This is a genomic window from Streptomyces sp. NBC_01335 (assembly GCF_035953295.1).
Taxonomy (GTDB): Bacteria; Actinomycetota; Actinomycetes; order Streptomycetales; family Streptomycetaceae; genus Streptomyces.
Genome location: NZ_CP108370.1, coordinates 1,752,961 through 1,772,112, shown reverse-complemented (window position 1 = coordinate 1,772,112; position 19,152 = coordinate 1,752,961). Strand labels below are relative to the sequence as shown.

Here is a 19,152-nt window from a genome sequence, read left to right as displayed (position 1 = left end):
CGGTGGTCCAGGGTGAGGGGACACCGCGCCTGAGGCCTCCGGCGCACTCGCTCGACCGGCGTGCCGTCGGCTGGTGGCGCGCCCAGTGGCTGCTGCTGACGGCGGCGCCGCTGACGGTCCTCGGCGTCCTCGCCACCCTCGTCACCCCGGCCCGGCCGTGGCTGCTGCTCTCCGCGGCGGTCACGGCCGGGCTCGGTGCGTGCTGTGCCGCTTGGCTGCCCCGGTGGTGGTTCCGTACCCACCGCTGGGAGGTCACCGAGGACGCCGTCTACGTCCGCACCGGCCTCTTCCTCCAGGAGTGGCGGATCGCGCCCATGTCGCGCATCCAGACCGTCGACACGGTCCGCGGCCCGCTGGAGCAGCTCTTCGGACTCGCCACGCTCACCGTCACCACCGCCTCCGCCAAGGGAGCGGTACGGATCGCGGGCCTCGGGCACGAACCCGCCGCCGCGCTCGCCGAACGCCTGACCCGCATCACCCGGGACACCCCCGGCGACGCCACATGACGTCCGCCGACCTCCCCCCGGGCACGCCCGACGACGGCTGGCGCCGCCTCGATGCCCGTACCGCCCTGGTCACCGCGGTCCTCACGGCCGGGGTGGTGGTGGGCACCGCCGTCCCGCTGGCGATGGGGTTCCTCGGCCACTTCGGCGCCGCCCGGGCCGGACTCTGGACAACCGCCGGGGCCGTCCTGCTGACCGGCTGCGCGGCCCTCGTCGACCACGTGCGCTGGCGCCGCACCCGCTACCGGATCGGCACCGGACACGTCGACCTCCACTCCGGGCTCTTCCTCGTGCGGCGCCGCTCCCTCGCGCTCGACCGCGTCCGCACCGTCGACCTCACCGCGCGCCCGCTGCTGCGGGTCCTCGGCCTGGTCACCGTACGGATCGGCACCGGCGAGCACCGGGACGGCGAATCGACCCTGGAGCTCGACCCCGTCACCCGTACCGAGGGCGAACGGCTGCGACGGCTGCTGCTGGCGCGCGGCGCGGCGGCGGACGGCGGTACCGGGGAAAGCGACGGCGAACTGGCCGTCCTCGACCCCCGCTGGATCCGCTACGCCCCGGTCTCCTTCGTCGCCCCGATGCTCGGCGGCGCGGCGGTCGGCGGGGTGATGCAGCTCAGCGAGTGGGCCGGCGCGCAGGGCGACGTCATCCACTGGACCGTCGAACTCTTCCGCGCCCTCCCGCTGTTCTGGACGCTCGCCGTCCTCTGCGCGGCGGCCCTCCTCACCGGTGCGGCCGGAGCCCTCGGGCTCTGGACCGAGATGTGGTGGAACTACCGCCTGGAGCGCGAGCCCGGCGGCACCCTCAGGGTCCGCCGCGGGCTGCTGACCTCCCGCTCCACCACCGTCGAGGAGGCCCGGCTGCGCGGCGCCGAGCGCGTGGAGCCCCTGGGCGTACGGCTGTTCGGCGCCGCCCGGGTGGACGCGATCACCACCGGTCTCGCGCACGACGAGGAGGCGAAGGAGGCCAGTCACAGCACCCTGCTGCCCGCCGTGCCCCGGCCGGTGGCGGACCGGATCGTCGCGGCCGTCCTCCGCGAGGAGTCCGCCCCCACCGCCGCGCCCCTGACCGGCCACCCGCGCGCCGCCCGGGGCCGCCGGCTGCGGCGCGCCCTCGCGGCGGCGCTGGCCCCGGTGGCGCTCCTGGCCGTGCTCGGGGCCCTGCTGACGCCCGTCCTGCTGTGGACCGCGCTGGGCTGCGCGGTGGTGGGCGTGCCCATCGCGGCCGCGCTCGCCCTGGACGCGTACCGCAACCTCGGCCACACCCTGACCGGCCGCCACCTGGTCACCCGCTCCGGCACCCTACGGCGCTCGACGGCGGCCCTGGATCGGTCCGGGGTGATCGGCTGGACGGTACGGCAGTCGTACTTCCAGCGGCGGGCGGGGCTGATGGACATCACGGCCACCACGGCCGCCGGAACGGGCGCCTACGCGGTGTACGACACCGGGGTGGGCGAGGGGCTCGCCTTCGCCGCCGAGGCCGTACCGGGGCTGCTGGCCCCGTTCCTGGAGTGGGACGAGGACGCGGGGACGACGCCTCAGCCGTGCGTGGTGTCGATCACGCAGAAGCGGTTGCCCTCGGTGTCGGAGAGGACGACGAAGTCCGGGTCCGCCGGGTAGTGGGGCCACTGGACCCGGGAGGCGCCGAGTCCGAGCAGCCGGGCCACCTCGCCGTCCTGGTCCTCGGTGTAGACGTCGAGGTGGACGCGGGGGACCTCCTGGACGGGGCTGTCCGGGCCGCTCAGACCGAGGGCGAGGCCGACGCCGTGGCCCTCGGCGGGGACCAGGACCACCCAGTCGTCCTCGGCGGGCTCGCGCTCCACGTAGGTGAGCGCGGCCTTCCAGAACGCGGCCGCCCGCCGGACGTCGGAGGTCCCCATCACCACGGTGCCGATACGCGTCGTCATACGGGCCAGCCTGCCACGGCCCGCGACGGCGAAAGGCCCGGTTCCGCTCGTGACGAGCGGAACCGGGCCTTTCCGTAACGCGGGTGACGGTCTCTCAGGAAGAGGCCGGCGGGTAGAGATCGCGGGGCAGCCGGGAGGCCGCCGCCGCGTCGAGCAGCCAGAGCGTCCGGGCACGGCCGTACGCACCGGCCGCCGGGGCCTGGATCTCCCCGGCACCGGACAGGGCGATGGCCGCGGCCTCCGCCTTGTCCTCGCCCGCCGCGAGCAGCCACACCTCGCGCGCCGCCCGGATCGCCGGGAGCGTGAGGGTGACCCGGGTGGGCGGCGGCTTGGGGGCACCGTGCACACCGACGACGGTGCGCTCGGTCTCCCGTACCGCGGGCAGCTCGGGGAAGAGCGAGGCGACATGGGTGTCCGGTCCGACGCCCAGCATCAGCACGTCGAACGTCGGAACGGGCCCGTGGTCCTCCGGACGCGCGGCGGCCGCGAGTTCGGCGGCGTAACCCGCGGCGGCCGCGTCCACGTCGTTCCCGAACGGACCGTCCGACGCCGGCATCGGGTGCACCCGTGCCGGGTCCAGGGCGACCGCGTCCAGCAGGGCCTCACGGGCCTGCGTGACGTTGCGCTCCGGGTCGCCGTCCGGCTCGAACCGCTCGTCGCCCCACCACAGGTCGAGCCGCGACCAGTCGATCGCGTCCCGGGCGGGCGCGGCGGCCAGCGCGGCCAGCAGGCCGTTGCCGTTGCGCCCGCCGGTCAGCACGACCGAGGCGTATCCACGAGCGGCCTGGGCGTCCACGATCTTCGTGATCAGCCGGGCCGCCGCGGCCTGCGCCATCAGCTCCTTGTCGCGGTGCACGACCAGTTGCGGGGTACTCACTTGGACGCCGCCTTCTTGGCCGGGGCGGCCTTCTTCGCGGGAGCGGCGGCCTTCGGCTTCTCGGCCTCCGGCGCCTGTTCCGCAGCCGCGTCCGGAGCATCCGCGGCTTCCGGCGCGGGAGTGGCGGAAGCCGCGGCCGCGACCTCGCCGGGGCCGCTCAGCTTGTCGACGCCGACCTTCACCGTGGTGGCGTAGGTGTTGTCCGGGTCGAGGCGTCGCAGCTCCTCCGCCAGCAGCTCGGCGGTGTCGCGCCGCTTGAGCGCCACGCCGCGGTCGGGCTGACCGGACATCGAGAGGGTGGCCAGCGAGCCGTCCGCACGGTCGAGAACGATCGGGCCGTTCTTCGTCTCCATGCGGACCGCGGTCAGACCGGGCCCCTGCGAGAACGTGCGCCCCACCGGGACACCGAGCCGGTCCGTGAGCCACATGGCGAGCAGCTCGCAGCTCGGGTTGTCCTTCTCGCCCTCGACGGTCGCCGAGACGACCTGCGCGGACTGCTGGTCCAGCGCGGCGGCCAGCATCGAACGCCACGGCGTGATGCGGGTCCACGTCAGGTCCGTGTCGCCGGGCTCGTACGTCGCCGCGCGGACGGCCAGCTCGTCGAGCGGGTGCTCGGCGGAGTAGGCGTCCGTGATGCGGCGCTGGGCGAGCGCGCCGAGCGGGTCCTTCGCCGGGTCGGCCGGGGCGTCCTCGGCCCACCACACCACGACCGGGGCGTCCGGCAGCAGCAGCGGCAGGACCACCGACTGGGCGTGGTTGGCGAGTTCGCCGTGGAGCCGCAGGACGACCGTCTCACCGGTGCCCGAGTCGGAACCGACCCGGATCTCGGCGTCGAGACGCGCGTCGCGACGGCTGCGCGGCGAGCGGCTGACCCGCTTGATCACCGCGATGATCCGCGAGGGGTGCTCGCGGGAGGAGTCGCTCGCCGCCTTGAGGGCGTCGTAGGCGTTCTCCTCGTCCGTGACGACGACCAGCGTGAGCACCATGCCGATGGCCGGGGTGCCGATGGCACGGCGGGCCGAGATCAGCGCGTTGTTGATCTTGCTGGACGTGGTTTCCGTGAGATCGATCTTCATGGCCGGCGCCAGCTCCGTCCGTCGCGTGCGAGCATCTCGTCAGCCTCGGCCGGACCCCAGGTACCGGCCGGGTACTGAGCGGGCTTGCCGTTCTTTTCCCAGTACTCCTCGATCGGGTCGAGGATGTTCCAGGAGAGCTCGACCTCCTGGTGGCGGGGGAAGAGGTTGGCGTCACCGAGCAGCACATCGAGGATGAGCCGCTCGTACGCCTCCGGGCTGGACTCGGTGAAGGACTCGCCGTAGGCGAAGTCCATCGTGACGTCCCGGACCTCCATGGAGGTGCCCGGCACCTTCGAGCCGAACCGCACCGTCACACCCTCGTCCGGCTGGACGCGGATGACCAGGGCGTTGCCGCCCAGCTCCTCCGTCGCACCGGACTCGAACGGAAGGTACGGGGCGCGCTTGAAGACGACCGCGATCTCCGTGACCCGGCGGCCGAGCCGCTTTCCGGTACGGAGGTAGAACGGGACGCCCGCCCAGCGGCGGTTGTTGACCGTCAGCTTGATCGCCGCGAAGGTGTCGGTCGTCGACGAGGGGTCGATGCCGTCCTCTTCGAGGTAGCCGAGGACTTCCTCGCCACCCTGCCAGGCGTGGCTGTACTGGCCGCGCACCGTGTGCTTGCCCAGGTCCTCGGGCAGCTCGACGGCGGTGAGCACCTTGAGCTTCTCGGCGACCAGGGCCTTCGGGTGGAAGGAGCCGGGCTCCTCCATCGCGGTGAGCGCCAGCAGCTGGAGCAGGTGGTTCTGGATGACGTCACGGGCGGCGCCGATGCCGTCGTAGTACCCGGCGCGGCCGCCGATGCCGATGTCCTCGGCCATCGTGATCTGGACGTGGTCGACGTAGGACCGGTTCCAGATGGGCTCGAACATCGTGTTGGCGAACCGCAGCGCCAGGATGTTCTGAACCGTCTCCTTGCCCAGGTAGTGGTCGATACGGAAGACCTCGTTGGGCGGGAACACGTCGTGCACGAGCTGGTTCAGCTCCTGCGCGCTCTCCAGGTCGTGACCGAAGGGCTTCTCGATGACGGCACGGCGCCAGGCGCCCTCCGTCTGCTCCGCGAGACCGTGCTTCTTGAGCTGCTCGACGACCTTGGGGAAGAACTTCGGCGGCACGGACAGGTAGAAGGCGAAGTTGCCTCCGGTGCCCTGCGCCTTGTTGAGCTCGTCGATCGTCTCCTTGAGAGTCTCGAACGCCTCGTCGTCGTCGAAGTTGCCGGGCACGAACCGCATGCCCTGGCTCAGCTGCTGCCAGACCTCCTCGCGGAAGGGCGTGCGGGAGTGCTCCGCGACGGCGTCGTGGACGACCTGCGCGAAGTCCTCGTCCTCCCAGTCGCGGCGCGCGAAGCCGATGAGCGAGAAGCCCGGCGGCAGCAGGCCGCGATTGGCCAGGTCGTAAACGGCGGGCATGAGCTTTTTTCTGGACAAATCGCCCGTGACACCGAAGATGACCAGGCCCGACGGCCCCGCGATGCGCGGGAGCCGTCGGTCCTGGGGGTCACGAAGCGGGTTTGCTCCGGGAACACCAGACAAAGTGGTCAGCCCTCCGAAGGAGCGAGGCGCGCGAGCTCCGCCTCGGTCGACTTGAGCAGGTCGTTCCAAGCGGCCTCGAACTTGTCGACGCCCTCGGACTCCAGCAGCGCCACGACCTCGTCGTAGCTCACGCCCAGCTTCTTGATCGCGTCGAGGTCGGCGCGCGCCTGGTCGTAGCCGCCGGCGACCGTGTTGCCGGTGATCTGCCCGTGGTCGGCGACGGCCTCCAGGGTCGCCTCCGGCATGGTGTTGACCGTGTTCGGCGCGACGAGCTCGTCGACGTACAGAGTGTCCTTGAGCGACGGGTCCTTGACACCGGTGGAGGCCCACAGCGGACGCTGCTTGTTGGCCTGCGCCTTGTCGAGGGCGGCCCAGCGGTCGGAGGAGAAGAGCTCCTCGTACGCCTCGTACGCCAGACGGGCGTTGGCCAGGGCGGACTTGCCCTTGGCGGCCTTGGCCTCGTCGGAGCCGATGGCGTCCAGACGCTTGTCGATCTCGGCGTCCACCCGGGACACGAAGAAGGAGGCGACCGAGTGGATCTTCGACAGGTCCAGGCCCGCGGCCTTCGCCTGCTCCAGACCCGTGATGTACGCGTCCACGACCTCGCGGTAGCGCTCCAGCGAGAAGATCAGCGTCACGTTGACGCTGATGCCCTTCGCGATGACCTCGGTGATCGCCGGCAGGCCGGCCTTCGTCGCCGGGATCTTGATGAGCGTGTTCGGCCGGTCGACCAGCCAGGCCAGCTGCTTGGCCTCGGCGACGGTCGGCACGGTGTGGTGCGCCAGACGCGGGTCGACCTCGATGGAGACCCGGCCGTCCTGGCCGTCGGTGGCGTCGAAGACCGGGCGCAGGATGTCGGCTGCGTCACGGACGTCGGCCGTCGTGATCATGCGGATGGCTTCCTCGACGGTCACCTTGCGGGACGCGAGGTCGGTGAGCTGCTGCTCGTAACCGTCGCCCGAGGAGATCGCCTTCTGGAAGATCGACGGGTTGGTGGTGACACCGACGACGTGGCTCTGGTCGATCAGCTCGGCGAGGTTGCCGGAGGTGATGCGCTTGCGCGACAGGTCGTCGAGCCAGATCGCGACGCCTTCGTCGGAAAGGCGCTTGAGTGCGTCTGTCATGAAAATTACATCTCCTACTAGATCGTATGTACGCGTCAGCGCGCGGCGGCGTCGAGAGATTCCCGGGCGGCGGCGACCACGTGCTCGGGGGTGAACCCGAACTCGCGGAACAGCACCTTCGCGTCGGCCGAGGCACCGAAGTGCTCCAGCGACACGATGCGGCCCGCGTCACCCACGTACCGGTACCAGGTCAGGCCGATGCCCGCCTCGACGGCGACCCGGGCCTTCACGGCCTTCGGCAGGACGCTCTCGCGGTACTCCGGGGTCTGCTCCTCGAACCACTCGACGCACGGCATCGAGACGACCCGGGTCGGCACACCGGCCGCCTGGAGCTGCTCGCGCGCCTCGACGGCGAGGTGGACCTCGGAACCGGTGCCGATGAGGACGACCTGCGGCTCGCCGCCGTCGGCCTCGAACAGCACGTAGCCGCCCTTGGCCGCGTCGTCGTTCGCCTCGTACGTCGGCACGCCCTGGCGGGTGAGCGCCAGACCGTGCGGGGCACCCTTGCCGAAGACCTTGGTCCAGCGGCGCTGGATCTCGCGCCAGGCGATGGCCGTCTCGTTGGCGTCGGCCGGGCGCACGACGTTCAGGCCCGGGATGGCGCGCAGCGACGCGACGTGCTCGACCGGCTGGTGCGTCGGGCCGTCCTCGCCCAGACCGATGGAGTCGTGCGTCCAGACGTACGTCACCGGCAGGTGCATCAGCGCGGACAGGCGGACGGCGTTGCGCATGTAGTCGGAGAACACCAGGAAGGTGCCGCCGTACACGCGGGTGTTGCCGTGCAGCGTGATGCCGTTCATCTCCGCGGCCATGGAGTGCTCGCGGATACCGAAGTGGATCGTGCGGCCGTACGGGTTCGCCTCGGGCAGCGGGTTGCCGGCCGGGAGGAACGACGACGACTTGTCGATCGTGGTGTTGTTCGAACCGGCGAGGTCGGCGGAGCCGCCCCACAGCTCGGGGATGACCTCACCGAGGGCCTGGAGCACCTTGCCGGACGCGGCACGGGTGGCGACGGAGGTGCCGGCCTCGAAGACGGGGAGCTTCTCCTCCCAGCCCTCGGGCAGCTCGCCCGCGTCGATCCGGTCGAACTCGGCGGCGCGCTCCGGGTTGGCGGTGCGCCAGGCGGCGAAGGACTTCTCCCACTCGGCCTTGGCGTCGCGGCCGCGGTCCAGCGCCTCACGGGTGTGCGAGAGGACCTCGTCGGAGACCTCGAAGGTCTTCTCCGGGTCGAAGCCCAGGACCCGCTTGGTCGCGGCGATCTCGTCGTCGCCGAGCGCCGAGCCGTGCGCGGCCTCGGTGTTCTGGGCGTTCGGGGCGGGCCAGGCGATGATCGAGCGGGCCGCGATGAACGACGGACGCTCGGTCTCGGCCTTGGCGGCCTGCAGCGCGTCGTACAGACCCGCCGGGTCCAGGTCGCCGTCGGGGAGCTGCTCCACGCGCTGGACGTGCCAGCCGTACGCCTCGTACCGCTTCAGGGTGTCCTCGGAGACCGCGGTCTCCGTGTCGCCCTCGATCGAGATGTGGTTGTCGTCCCAGAGCAGGATCAGGTTGCCGAGCTTCTGGTGCCCCGCCATCGAGGACGCCTCGGCGGAGATGCCCTCCTGGAGGCAGCCGTCGCCGGCGATGACCCAGACGTTGTGGTCGAACGGCGAGGTGCCGGGCGCCGCCTCGGGGTCGAACAGACCGCGCTCGTAGCGGGCGGCCATCGCCATGCCCACGGCGTTGGCGACACCCTGGCCCAGCGGGCCCGTGGTGGTCTCGACGCCCGTGGTGTGGCCGTACTCCGGGTGGCCCGGGGTCTTCGAACCCCAGGTGCGGAAGGACTTCAGGTCGTCCAGCTCAAGGCCGTAGCCGGCCAGGTACAGCTGGATGTACAGAGTCAGGCTGGAGTGGCCCGCGGACAGCACGAAACGGTCGCGGCCCGTCCAGTCGGCGTCCGCGGGGTCGTGCCGCATCACCTTCTGGAAGAGGGTGTACGCGGCCGGAGCCAGGCTCATCGCCGTGCCCGGGTGGCCGTTTCCGACCTTCTGTACGGCGTCGGCTGCGAGAACGCGGACAGTGTCCACGGCCCGCTGGTCCAATTCGGTCCACTGAAGGTCTGTGGTGGTCGGCTTGGTGCTCACCCTGAGTCAGGGCTCCTCTCCACTGTTCGGAAAACCGGGGGCTGGTGACCGCACCGGACGTTGTTGAGCCTACCCCTGTGACAACAAGGGATTTCCGGTTGGATTCCAGGGTGCGCGGCATTGGCGGAGTTCGCCTTTCGTATGAGCGGGACGGCTCACCATTGGGCTTCTCCAATGAGCGTGACCAGGTACTTCTGTGCTTCTCGACCGAGCGGCGGGCCTCTCGTCCGAGCTCGGTCCGACGGGCCGCCCGAATCGGTTTCGCAGCCGCTCGTACGTGCCACCCCAACACGAGTCCACCCCCGCGAAGGGCGGCCTGTCCCCAACGTCTACAGTGGTCTGGTTCGCGCAAGTCTTTACTGGGCCCTCACGCCCGGTGCTTGCTGGGATTTCTCTGTCAGGGGTGTGCGTGACGGCCGTCGAGTCCCGACCCGCAGGGGTCGCCTTGACTCCGAGCCCAGTGGGCCATCGCCCGTTCGGGGCCCGCATCAAGGCATTCGTGGCGCTGACGAAGCCGCGGATCATCGAGCTGTTGCTCATCACCACCGTTCCGGTGATGTTCCTGGCCGCTCAGGGTGTGCCCGACCTGTGGCTCGTTCTCGCTACCACCGTCGGCGGATACATCTCCGCGGGCGGTGCGAATGCGCTCAACATGTACATCGACCGCGACATCGACGCGTTGATGGACCGTACGTCCCAGCGCCCGCTGGTCACCGGAATGGTGAGCCCGCGCGAGTGCCTGGCCTTCGGGATCACCCTCGGGGTCGTCTCGACGGTCTGGTTCGGGCTGCTGGTCAACTGGCTCTCCGCGGCGCTCAGCCTCGGCGCGCTCCTCTTCTACGTCGTCGTCTACACGATGCTGCTGAAGCGGCGCACCGCCCAGAACATCGTCTGGGGCGGGATCGCCGGCTGCATGCCGGTCCTCATCGGCTGGTCCTCGGTGACCGACTCGGTCTCCTGGGCCGCGGTCATCCTCTTCGCGGTCATCTTCTTCTGGACGCCCCCGCACTACTGGCCGCTGTCCATGAAGGTGAAGGACGACTACGCCCGCGTCGGCATCCCGATGCTGCCGGTCATCGCCTCGAACCGGGTCGTCGCCCGCCAGATCGTGATCTACAGCTGGGTGATGGTCGCTGTCTCGCTGCTGCTGACCCCGCTCGGCTACACGGGCTGGTTCTACACCGTGGTGGCGCTGCTCTCCGGCGGCTTCTGGCTCTGGGAGGCGCACGGCCTGCAGAACCGCGCCAAGGCCGGGATCGCCGGCGCGAAGCTGAAGGAGATGCGGCTGTTCCACTGGTCCATCACCTACGTCTCGCTCCTCTTCGTCGCCGTCGCGGTGGACCCCTTCCTCCGCTGACGCTCCCGACGCTCTGTTCTCGCCGACGGGCGGGTGACGTGGTCCAGGCCACGTCACCCGCCCGTCGCCCGTTTGCCTACCCGTCGGTAGCATCCTGTTCCATGGCAGACATGGCGCAGACGGATGAGACCCAGCGGGTGGACAGCAGGCGGGCGGCCCGCGACGGGCGCAGGGCGGCCCGGCTCGCCAAGGAGATCGGTGCCTTCGCCAAGGCGCACGGCGGCGCCGAGGGGCAGCTGGCGTACCTCGGCCAGGCGGGCACCCGGATCGTCCTGGTGGGCGAGGACGGCGGCTGGGGCGACCTGGTGGCCCCCTCACAGGCGGTGGCCGAGAGCGCCGCGGAGAAGTCCGGCCTCACCTTCCACGAGAGCTTCGACGGGGAGTTCGCCGCGAAGGTGCGCACCGGCCGGTACGAGTGGACCCGGATGGCGGGCATCCAGGTGGGTGGCCCGGCCAACCGCGACTGAGCACGCCCGCACCGGACGCACGGGGCCCCGCACCGGACGCACGGAGCCCCCGCACCGGACGCACGGAGCCGGACGCACAGGAGCCCCGGACACCGCTCGGAGCACGTACGGAGCACGAAGGAGCCCCCCGACACGTCGTGGATGTGTCGGGGGGCTCCGTCGTGCGTGCGGGAGGGCTCAGACGGTCGTCAGCGCCTCGCCGGACCGGGGGAGCGGGGCGTCGGCGACGGCCGCCGGGCGCTCGCGCTGGGAGAGCAGGACCCGCAGGACCCAGATCCACACCAGGCACGCGCCGACCATGTGCAGGCCCACCAGGATCTCCGGGGTGTCCAGGAAGTACTGGACGTACCCGATGACGCCCTGGCCCATCAGCACCACGAACAGCTCGGCGGCGCGGCGGCGCGGTCCGGGCGGGGCGTCCACGGCCTTCAGGACGAACCAGAGCGCCAGCGTCAGCGCCACCACGACCCAGGCCAGGTCCGCGTGGAGCTGGCTGATCAGCTTCCAGTCGAGCGGGATGCGGTGCACGTCACTGGAGTCGCCCGCGTGCCGGCCCGCGCCGGTCACCACGGTGCCGACGGCGACCAGCAGCCCCGCGGCCACCACGAGGATCCAGGTCAGCTGCGAGACCGCCTTGCCGACCAGCGGCTTCGGCGCGCCGTCGCCCTCGCCGACCCGGTGGTGCAGCACCACGGCGACGGTGATCAGGGCGGCGGAGAGCAGGAAGTGCGCGGCCACGCTGTACGGGTTGAGGCCGACCAGCACCACGAATCCGCCGAGCACCGCGTTGCCCATGACCACCCAGAACTGGGCCCAGCCGAGCCGGGTGAGGCTCCGGCGCCGGGGCTTGACCGCCCGCGCCGCGACGATCGCCCAGCCGACGGCCGCGCAGAGCACGTACGTCAGCATCCGGTTGCCGAACTCGATGACGCCGTGGAAGCCCATCGCGCTGGTCGTCGTGAGGCTGTCCTCGGTGCACTTGGGCCACGTGGGGCAGCCGAGACCGGAACCGGTCAGCCGCACCGCACCACCGGTGGCGACGATGATCACCGCCATCACGACGGCGGACATGGCGGCACGGCGGACGGTCCGGGGATCCGGGGTCCACCGTTCGGCGATGTACTGGAGCGGGTTCCGCGCGGCTTGAGCGACTTCGGCTCGGGTCAGCTTGGGCACGCGCACCATGGTAGGCGGAAGCTTGTGCAAGCTTTCACGAGGGGGACGAGTCACCCCGAACCGTTACCGCTCGGACCCGGGCCGCCGCTGTCCGTGATGCCGGGCCCGCGCACTCCCGTGCGTCACTCCCAGCGGAAGAACCGCGCCGCCGCGCCGAGCCCCAGCACCGACCAGACGGCGAGGACGCCCAGGTCGCCCCAGGGGATGCCCGCACCGTGCTGGAGCACGTCCCGCAGGCCGTCCGAGAGCGCCGTGATCGGCAGCAGACCGAGCACCGAGGCCACCGCGTCCGGGAACTTCTCCATCGGCACGATCACCCCGCCGCCGACCAGCAGCAGCAGGAAGACCAGGTTCGCCGCCGCGAGGGTCGCCTCGGCCTTCAGCGTCCCGGCCATCAGCAGGCCCAGGCCCGAGAAGGCGGCGGTGCCCAGCACCAGCAGGAGCAGCACGGCGAGGGGGTTGCCGTGCGGCGACCAGCCCAGCGCGAAGGCGATCACGGTCAGCAGGACCACCTGGAGCACCTCGGTCACCAGGACCGACAGCGTCTTGGAGGTCATCAGCGCCCACCGCGGCAGCGGCGACGCGCCGAGCCGCTTCAGGACGCCGTAGCGGCGCTCGAAGCCGGTCGCGATGGCCTGACCGGTGAAGGCGGTGGACATCACGGCCAGCGCCAGGATGCCGGGCGCCAGGAAGTCGACGGGGTCGCCGGCGCCGGTGTCCACGATGTCGACCGAGCCGAAGAGCACCAGCAGCAGCGCCGGGATGATCACCGTCAGCAGCAGCTGCTCGCCGTTGCGCAGCAGCATCCGGGTCTCCAGCGCGGTCTGCGCGGCGATCATCCGGGACAGCGGGGCGGCACCCGGGCGGGGGGCGTACGTACCGGCGCTCATGCGCGCAGCTCCTTGCCGGTGAGTTCCAGGAAGACGTCCTCCAGGGTGTGCCGCTCGACGGCGATGCCGTCCGGCATGACCCCGTGCTGGGCGCACCAGGAGGTGACGGTGGCCAGCAGCTGCGGGTCGATCGTCCCGGAGATGCGGTACGAGCCGGGGACGGGTTCGGCGGCGCCGGAGCCGTCCGGCAGCGCCTTGATCAGCGAGCCGAGGTCGAGCCCGGGGCGTCCGGAGAAGCGCAGGGTGTTCTCGGCGCCGCCCCGGCACAGCTCCTCGGGGCTGCCCTGGGCGACGACACGCCCGGCGTCGACGATGGCGACGTCGTCGGCGAGCTCCTCGGCCTCGTCCATGTAGTGGGTGGTGAGCACCGCCGACACGCCGTCCGCGCGCAGCTCGCGCACGAGGTCCCAGGTGGCGCGGCGGGCCTGCGGGTCGAGCCCGGCGGTGGGCTCGTCGAGGAAGACCAGCTCGGGGCGGCCGACGACGGCCATGGCGAGCGCCAGGCGCTGCTGCTGGCCGCCGGAGAGGCGTCGGTAGGTGGTGCGGCCGCAGCTGCCGAGACCGAGGCGTTCGATCAGGGCGTCGACGTCGAGCGGGTGCGCGTGCAGCTTCGCCATGTGGCGGAGCATCTCCTCGGCGCGGGCGCCGGAGTACACGCCGCCGGACTGGAGCATCACGCCGATCCGGGGGCGGAGCCGGGCCGCGTCGGCGATCGGGTCGAGCCCCAGCACGCGGACGGTGCCCTCGTCGGGGCGGCGGTAGCCCTCGCAGGTCTCGATCGTGGTGGTCTTGCCGGCGCCGTTCGGGCCGAGGACGGCCGTGATGCCGGGGGCCGCCGCGAGGTCGAGGCCGGCGACCGCGGTCTTGGTTCCGTACCGCTTCACCAGGGAGGTGATCCGGACGACGGGCTCGCTTGTCATGGTGGGCAAGTCTAGGGCGTGCCTGACCCTTCCCGTCGGGCGGGCGGCGCCCGGTGCGGCACCTCGCGGCGTTGTCGGACCGCCCGCGTACATCCCGTACCCGGGCGGTCCTCCGCCTTGCGAGGCACCGCACCGGACACAGCCCACTGATCCGACGCGCAGGGCCGGACACGGCCCAGCGCGTGCCGTCGAAGTGCCGTCTGCCGGGCGGGCGGCCCGGCGGGTCTCTCCGGGAGTGGCGGCATTACGTCATGGCGTGCGCTCGCCACCGGGGGCTCCGGGCGGGTCCGGCGACCCGCCGGAGGCGGGCGGGGACCGGCCGGGGCCGGGTCCGGGGCATCCCCCGGGGGTCGTCCTGGCCGGACCGGGCCGACGCGGCCGTGGGAGAGACTGGCGCGCATGCCTGATCCAGGACGTCAGCCGACACCCGCCGAGGAGGCGGAGCCCGTCACGTCTGGCTCCCGCGCCGGAATTGGGGGTCCTGCCGCCCCGGGCCCTGCCGCCCCGGGTCCTGCCGCCCCGGGCCCGGCCGACGGCGACCCGGCCGACCGGCTGCGCGCCGTCTTCCTGCGGCTGGGCGACGACCTGCGCCGCGCGGAGGCCGACGCGGTCAGGTCGCTGGACGGCCTCCGGGGACCGGACACCGGGCCCGCGGGGGTGGAGATCGTCGAGGGGCGGCAGGCGCAGGGGCGCAGGGTCCTGGAACTGGAGCTGGGCGCGCGCCGGACCTTCGACGCCTTCCTGACCGGCCTCAACACCGTCACCCCGGTGCCGGACACCCTGAAGTCCGCCGGAGGGCGGTGGGAGGGGGACGGGCCCGCGCGGCACGACGACGGTCCGGCGGCCGGCTACCGCATCCTGGTCGACCGCGACTTCCTCGCCGAGCCCGAGGCGCTGCCCGCGCTGGAGGAACGGGTGCGCGCCGGGGAGCAGGTACGGGTGGTGGACAGCCCGCTGATGAAGCTCGCCGTGGCGGACGGGGAGACGGCGATGGTCCAGGTCGGCCCGGACCTCTCGCTGCTGCTGCGGCCGCCCCTGGTGGTGCTGGCGGTCGAGCTGTTCGCGATGGCGTGGCGGCACTCCCGTCCGTATCTGCGCGAGGGCGGCGACCTGAGCCCGGCGGACCGGCGGATCCTGCAGCTGATGCTGTCGGGCCTGACGGACGCGGCGACGGCGAAGCAGGTCGGTACGTCGCCGCGCACCGTGCAGCGGCGGCTGCGCGCCCTCATGGACGCCGCGTCGGTGACCTCGCGGCTCCAACTGGGCTGGTACGCGATGCGCAACAACTGGGTCTGAAACATGTCCGGTTGAAGCATTCGGCGCTGATGGCTGTCGGGTCCACGACAGCTTTGCGGGTGTCGCACACTCGCCACCGGCATTCCTTGTCCCGGTGAGCGGACGTGCGCCAGGATCCGGTCATCCCCCCGCACCTTCCTTTCTCTCCCCCCTCTTCTCCCCCTCTTCATCTCTGAGTTCCCATCGGCAACGCGGAGTTCGGCGTGCCCGGAAGCGGATCGTTCCGGCACCGGCCGACGCCGTCGCGGGGCGGTCGGCGACAGACCCGCAGGGCGGAAGGACCGTCCTGTCCCAAGGAGGTTCCGCAGGTGACGTACGACTTCCCGCGCAGGCGAAGACTGTTCGCCGTCGCGCTCACCGCGGTGATGGCGGTGCCGCTGCTCGGAGCAGCCCCCGCCGTCGCCGGGCCCACACCGCCGCCGGCGGCGGGCGAACTTCAGGACAAGGCGCAGAGCGAGGTCGTGCGGCAGCTCGACGAGCACGCCACCACGACCTTCTGGGTGCGGCTCGACTCGGAGGCCGACACCTCGGCCGCCCGCAGGACGAGGAAGAAGACCGACAAGGACCGGGCGGTCATCGCTGCGAAGACCGCGCACGCGGACAGGAGCCAGAAGGCGCTGCGCGCGCTGCTGGAGGAGGCGGGCGCGCACTACACCCCGTACTGGATCACCAACACCGTCGAGGTCACCGGCGACAAGGCGCTGGCGGAGAAGATCGCCGCCCGCCCCGAGGTCGCCTCCCTCGACGCCGACACGGTGATCGACCTGCCCGACACCGAGCCCGGCACGGCCGAACCCCGGGCCGACGGCGTCGAGTGGAACGTCTCCGCGATCAACGCGCCCAAGGTGTGGGACGAAGTGGGGACGCGGGGGGAAGGCGTCGTCATCGGCAGCATCGACACCGGTGTCGACTACCTGCACCCCACGCTGACGCGCAACTACCGGGGCCTGAAGGCCGACGGCACGTACGACCACAGCTACAACTGGTTCGACGCGACGGCCACGTGCCCGGGGAACGCCCCCTGCGACGACTACGGGCACGGCACCCACACGATGGGCACCATGGCCGGCGACGACGGCGAGGGCAACGCGATCGGTGTCGCCCCCGGCGCGGAGTGGATCGCCGCCAAGGGCTGCGAGGTGTCGGGCTGCTCGCAGGAGGCACTCCTCGCGGCCGGCCAGTGGATGCTCGCGCCGACCGACGCGATCGGGCAGAACCCGCGCCCGGACCTCGCGCCCGACATCATCAACAACTCGTGGGGCGGCGACGTCATCGACCCCTGGTACGAGTCGATGGTCCAGGCGTGGGTGGACGCGGGCATCTTCCCGGCGTTCTCCAACGGCAACGCGGGCCCGAACTGCGCGACCGCCGGATCGCCCGGCGCGTACACCAACACCTACGCCTCCGGAGCCGTCGACAGCGACGGGAAGATCGCCGCGTTCTCCTCGCGCGGCTCGGGTGAGAACGGTGCGATCAAGCCGGACATCTCGGCCCCCGGTGTGGACGTCCGCTCGGCGGCGCCCGGAGGCGGCTATGCCGTCGAGTCCGGTACCTCGATGGCCTCGCCGCACACCGCGGCCACCGTCGCGCTGATGTGGTCGGTGTCCCCGGCGATCCGCGGTGACGTCGCCGCCACCGAACGCCTCCTCGACCAGAGCGCGACCGACGTCGACGACACCACCTGCGGAGGCACCGCGGGCAACAACAACGTCTACGGCGAGGGCCGGCTCGACGCGTACGCGGCGGTCGACGCCACACCGCGCGGCCCCCTCGGCGCGCTCACCGGCACCGTCACCACCGGCGGCACACCGCTCGCCGGCGCCACCGTCGAACTCGACGGCCCGATGTACGCCACCGCCACCACCGGTGAGGACGGCACGTACGCGCTGCCGAAGGTGATGACCGGCGACTACGCCGTCAAGGTCTCCAAGTTCGGGTACGTGACCGCCACGTCCACCGCCACCGTCACCGAAGGCGCCACCACGACCCGGGACGCGGTGCTCGACGTCGCGCCGCGCGCCACCCTGACCGGTATCGCGCGCACCCAGGGCGGCGTCGAGGCCGGGGCGACGATCGAGGCGACCGGGACCCCGGTCACCGCCACCACCGGGGGTGACGGCAGCTACACCCTCGAACTCCCCGCGGGCACCTACCAGTTGAAGGCCACCCCGACCTCCCGCTGCGCCACCGTAGGCGTGTTCGCGACCGAGCTCGCGGCCGGCGCCAACAGCAAGGACCTCCTGCTGCCCAGCCGCAGCGACAAGTTCGGCACCACCTGCCAGGCCACGAAGGACTCCGCCTTCCCGGCGGGCACCACCAAGCTGACCACGGGCAGCGACTACGACGGCGGGGCGAGCATCGCCTTCCCGTTCCCCGTGGCGCTCTACGGCAAGACGTACCGCGCCGCCTCCGCGAACGTCGAGGGGTACCTCTCCTTCGAACAGTCCGCCAACCTCTCCGCGAACCGGGCGCTGCCCTTCACCGGCCTGCCCAACGGATCGCTCTACCCCTTCTGGGACGACCTGCAGCTCGCCACCGCCGACGGCGGCCTGTACTGGGCGACCCGCGGCACCGCCCCGCACCGCGAGGTCGTCGTCGAGTGGCGGAACCTGGTGACGACCAGCGCGCGCACCCAGAAGCTGAGCTTCTCCGTGGTGATCGGCGAGGACGGCACGTACTCCTTCCACTACCAGAACCCGGCCGGAGGCACGTACGCCCGCGGAATCGGGGCCACCATCGGCGCGGAGAACGGTGACGGCACCGACGCCCTGCAGTACGCGTACAACCAGGACGCCGTCACCGACGGCCTCGGCATCACCTTCCGGCCCGAGCACAGCGCGGCGCTCTCCGGCACGGTGACCGACGCCAACGACGGCAAGGCCCTCTCCGGAGCCGCCGTCACCGTCTCCCGCGGCGGCGAGCAGGTCGCCACCGGCACCACCGGGAGCGACGGCGCCTACCTCGTGCAGGTCCCGGCGACCGACAGGGCCGACTACGCGGTGACGGTCTCGGCCGCCCACTACACGGCCGCCACCCGCACCGTCCCGCTCGCCGCCCACTCCGCCGAGCGCGCCGCCACCGCGCTGAACACCGGCCAGGTCACCGCCACCCCGAAGTCGGCGATGACCCTGATCGTGCCCGTCGGCCAGACCCGGCAGCGCACCCTCACCCTGGCCAACTCCGGTTCGGCCGCCGACTACACGGTCGAGGAGGCGGGCGGCGCGCGCTGGTTCGCCGCCGCCCCGGCCGCGGGCCGCCTCGCCAAGGGCGCGCAGCAGCAGGCCGTGCTGACCTTCGACACGACCGGTCTCGCACCCGGCACCGTGCTCAAGGGCACCGTCGTCATCGCCTCCGACAGCGGCCGGACACCGGAGACCAAGGTGCCGGTGACCCTGATCGTGCCCGCCTACCAGGCGGCGCTCGACGCGGGCGCGGGCAAGGCGTTCACCGACCACGACGGTGACACCTGGGGGCCGGACCAGAAGTACGCGGCGGGCTCGTACGGCTTCGTCGGCAGCTCGGCCAAGGTGAGCACCACCAACGCCATCGAGGACACCGCCGACCAGAAGCTGCTGCGCACCGCCCGCGAAGGCGCTCTCGAATACCGCTTCGACAACGTGCCCGACGGCGTCTACCGGATCGACCTCGACTTCGCCGAACTCGGTACCACCGGCGCGGGCGGACGGGTCGTGGACGTGCTGGCGGAGGGCGCCCTCCAGGTGCCCGATCTCGACATCGTCCAGGAGACCGGCGGCAGTTACCGCGCGCTCACCAAGACGCTGACCGTCACGGTCACCGACGGGCAGCTGAACCTGCGCCTCGTCCGCGTCGCCGGCGCGCCGACGCTCGTCAACGCCGTACGGATCACCCAGCGGCCGGACCTCACCCCGGTCGGCTGACGCCCC

15 protein-coding genes are annotated in these 19,152 nt (G+C 72.0%); 6 read left to right on the top strand and 9 right to left on the bottom strand.

Going from position 1 to position 19,152, the window contains the following annotated elements; translation table 11 throughout:
* Positions 1–2 precede the first annotated feature (2 nt).
* Both OG599_RS07300 and OG599_RS07295 read left to right on the top strand, forming a co-directional pair.
* Entirely contained in the window at positions 3–506 is a 504-nt protein-coding gene (locus OG599_RS07300; RefSeq protein WP_327175129.1) for a PH domain-containing protein, read from the top strand.
* Complete coding sequence (locus OG599_RS07295; RefSeq protein WP_327175128.1) at positions 503–2,125, top strand: PH domain-containing protein; 1,623 nt, start codon at positions 503–505, stop codon at positions 2,123–2,125. Before OG599_RS07300 ends, OG599_RS07295 begins: the two co-directional genes overlap by 4 nt.
* Here the strand turns inward: OG599_RS07295 and OG599_RS07290 are convergent.
* From OG599_RS07290 to tkt, 6 genes are all read right to left on the bottom strand, one after another.
* Positions 2,044–2,412 (bottom strand): VOC family protein, encoded by a 369-nt coding sequence (locus tag OG599_RS07290; protein WP_327175127.1) that lies wholly within the window; start codon positions 2,410–2,412, stop codon positions 2,044–2,046. The two genes, OG599_RS07295 and OG599_RS07290, sit on opposite strands and share 82 nt — an antisense overlap.
* A gap of 94 nt (positions 2,413–2,506) precedes the next feature.
* Positions 2,507–3,289 carry a 6-phosphogluconolactonase gene (gene pgl, locus OG599_RS07285; protein ID WP_327175126.1) on the bottom strand — a complete coding sequence of 261 codons (783 nt, stop codon included), beginning with the start codon at positions 3,287–3,289 and terminating at the stop codon, positions 2,507–2,509.
* A complete protein-coding gene (gene opcA, locus OG599_RS07280) occupies positions 3,286–4,365 on the bottom strand; it encodes a glucose-6-phosphate dehydrogenase assembly protein OpcA (protein WP_327175125.1) in 1,080 nt (359 codons plus the stop codon). Before opcA ends, pgl begins: the two co-directional genes overlap by 4 nt.
* Positions 4,362–5,894, bottom strand: coding sequence for a glucose-6-phosphate dehydrogenase (zwf, locus tag OG599_RS07275; RefSeq protein ID WP_327175124.1), 1,533 nt, complete (start codon positions 5,892–5,894; stop codon positions 4,362–4,364). The genes opcA and zwf overlap by 4 nt, the downstream gene beginning before the upstream one ends.
* A gap of 5 nt (positions 5,895–5,899) precedes the next feature.
* Positions 5,900–7,018 carry a transaldolase gene (gene tal, locus OG599_RS07270; protein WP_327175123.1) on the bottom strand — a complete coding sequence of 373 codons (1,119 nt, stop codon included), beginning with the start codon at positions 7,016–7,018 and terminating at the stop codon, positions 5,900–5,902.
* 35 nt (positions 7,019–7,053) lie between these two features.
* Positions 7,054–9,141, bottom strand: coding sequence for a transketolase (gene tkt / locus OG599_RS07265; protein WP_327175122.1), 2,088 nt, complete (start codon positions 9,139–9,141; stop codon positions 7,054–7,056).
* A 403-nt stretch (positions 9,142–9,544) separates the two neighbouring features.
* Between tkt and OG599_RS07260 the strand changes: the two genes are divergently transcribed.
* Positions 9,545–10,498, top strand: coding sequence for a heme o synthase (locus OG599_RS07260; protein ID WP_327175121.1), 954 nt, complete (start codon positions 9,545–9,547; stop codon positions 10,496–10,498).
* Positions 10,499–10,599: 101 nt separating this feature from the next.
* The gene (locus OG599_RS07255) at positions 10,600–10,965 is read left to right on the top strand and encodes a hypothetical protein (RefSeq protein WP_442809388.1); all 366 of its coding nucleotides are present in this window, start codon (positions 10,600–10,602) and stop codon (positions 10,963–10,965) included.
* Between the two features lie 177 nt (positions 10,966–11,142).
* Here OG599_RS07255 and OG599_RS07250 read toward each other — a convergent pair whose 3' ends face one another.
* From OG599_RS07250 to OG599_RS07240, 3 genes are all read right to left on the bottom strand, one after another.
* Positions 11,143–12,150: a COX15/CtaA family protein gene (locus OG599_RS07250; RefSeq protein WP_327175119.1), complete on the bottom strand. Its 1,008-nt coding sequence runs from the start codon at positions 12,148–12,150 to the stop codon at positions 11,143–11,145.
* A 113-nt stretch (positions 12,151–12,263) separates the two neighbouring features.
* The gene (locus OG599_RS07245; protein ID WP_327175118.1) at positions 12,264–13,031 is read right to left on the bottom strand and encodes an ABC transporter permease; all 768 of its coding nucleotides are present in this window, start codon (positions 13,029–13,031) and stop codon (positions 12,264–12,266) included.
* Entirely contained in the window at positions 13,028–13,951 is a 924-nt protein-coding gene (locus OG599_RS07240) for an ABC transporter ATP-binding protein (RefSeq protein WP_327175117.1), read from the bottom strand. The genes OG599_RS07245 and OG599_RS07240 overlap by 4 nt, the downstream gene beginning before the upstream one ends.
* 399 nt (positions 13,952–14,350) lie before the next feature.
* Here OG599_RS07240 and OG599_RS07235 point away from each other — a divergent pair, with 399 nt between their 5' ends.
* Positions 14,351–15,247, top strand: a complete 897-nt coding sequence (locus OG599_RS07235) for a helix-turn-helix transcriptional regulator (protein ID WP_327175116.1) — start codon at positions 14,351–14,353, stop codon at positions 15,245–15,247.
* 308 nt (positions 15,248–15,555) lie between these two features.
* Positions 15,556–19,146, top strand: coding sequence for a S8 family serine peptidase (locus OG599_RS07230; protein WP_327175115.1), 3,591 nt, complete (start codon positions 15,556–15,558; stop codon positions 19,144–19,146).
* Positions 19,147–19,152 lie beyond the last annotated feature (6 nt).

Bases quoted from the DNA above. Each gene is read 5' to 3' on its own strand.
- OG599_RS07250 (WP_327175119.1), bottom strand. From the start codon at position 12,150: ATGGTGCGCGTGCCCAAGCTGACCCGAGCCGAAGTCGCTCAAGCCGCG.
- tal (WP_327175123.1), bottom strand. From the start codon at position 7,018: ATGACAGACGCACTCAAGCGCCTTTCCGACGAAGGCGTCGCGATCTGG.
- OG599_RS07240 (WP_327175117.1), bottom strand. From the start codon at position 13,951: ATGACAAGCGAGCCCGTCGTCCGGATCACCTCCCTGGTGAAGCGGTAC.
- OG599_RS07295 (WP_327175128.1), top strand. From the start codon at position 503: ATGACGTCCGCCGACCTCCCCCCGGGCACGCCCGACGACGGCTGGCGC.
- OG599_RS07235 (WP_327175116.1), top strand. From the start codon at position 14,351: ATGCCTGATCCAGGACGTCAGCCGACACCCGCCGAGGAGGCGGAGCCC.
- opcA (WP_327175125.1), bottom strand. From the start codon at position 4,365: ATGAAGATCGATCTCACGGAAACCACGTCCAGCAAGATCAACAACGCG.
- OG599_RS07245 (WP_327175118.1), bottom strand. From the start codon at position 13,031: ATGAGCGCCGGTACGTACGCCCCCCGCCCGGGTGCCGCCCCGCTGTCC.
- OG599_RS07290 (WP_327175127.1), bottom strand. From the start codon at position 2,412: ATGACGACGCGTATCGGCACCGTGGTGATGGGGACCTCCGACGTCCGG.
- OG599_RS07255 (WP_442809388.1), top strand. From the start codon at position 10,600: ATGGCAGACATGGCGCAGACGGATGAGACCCAGCGGGTGGACAGCAGG.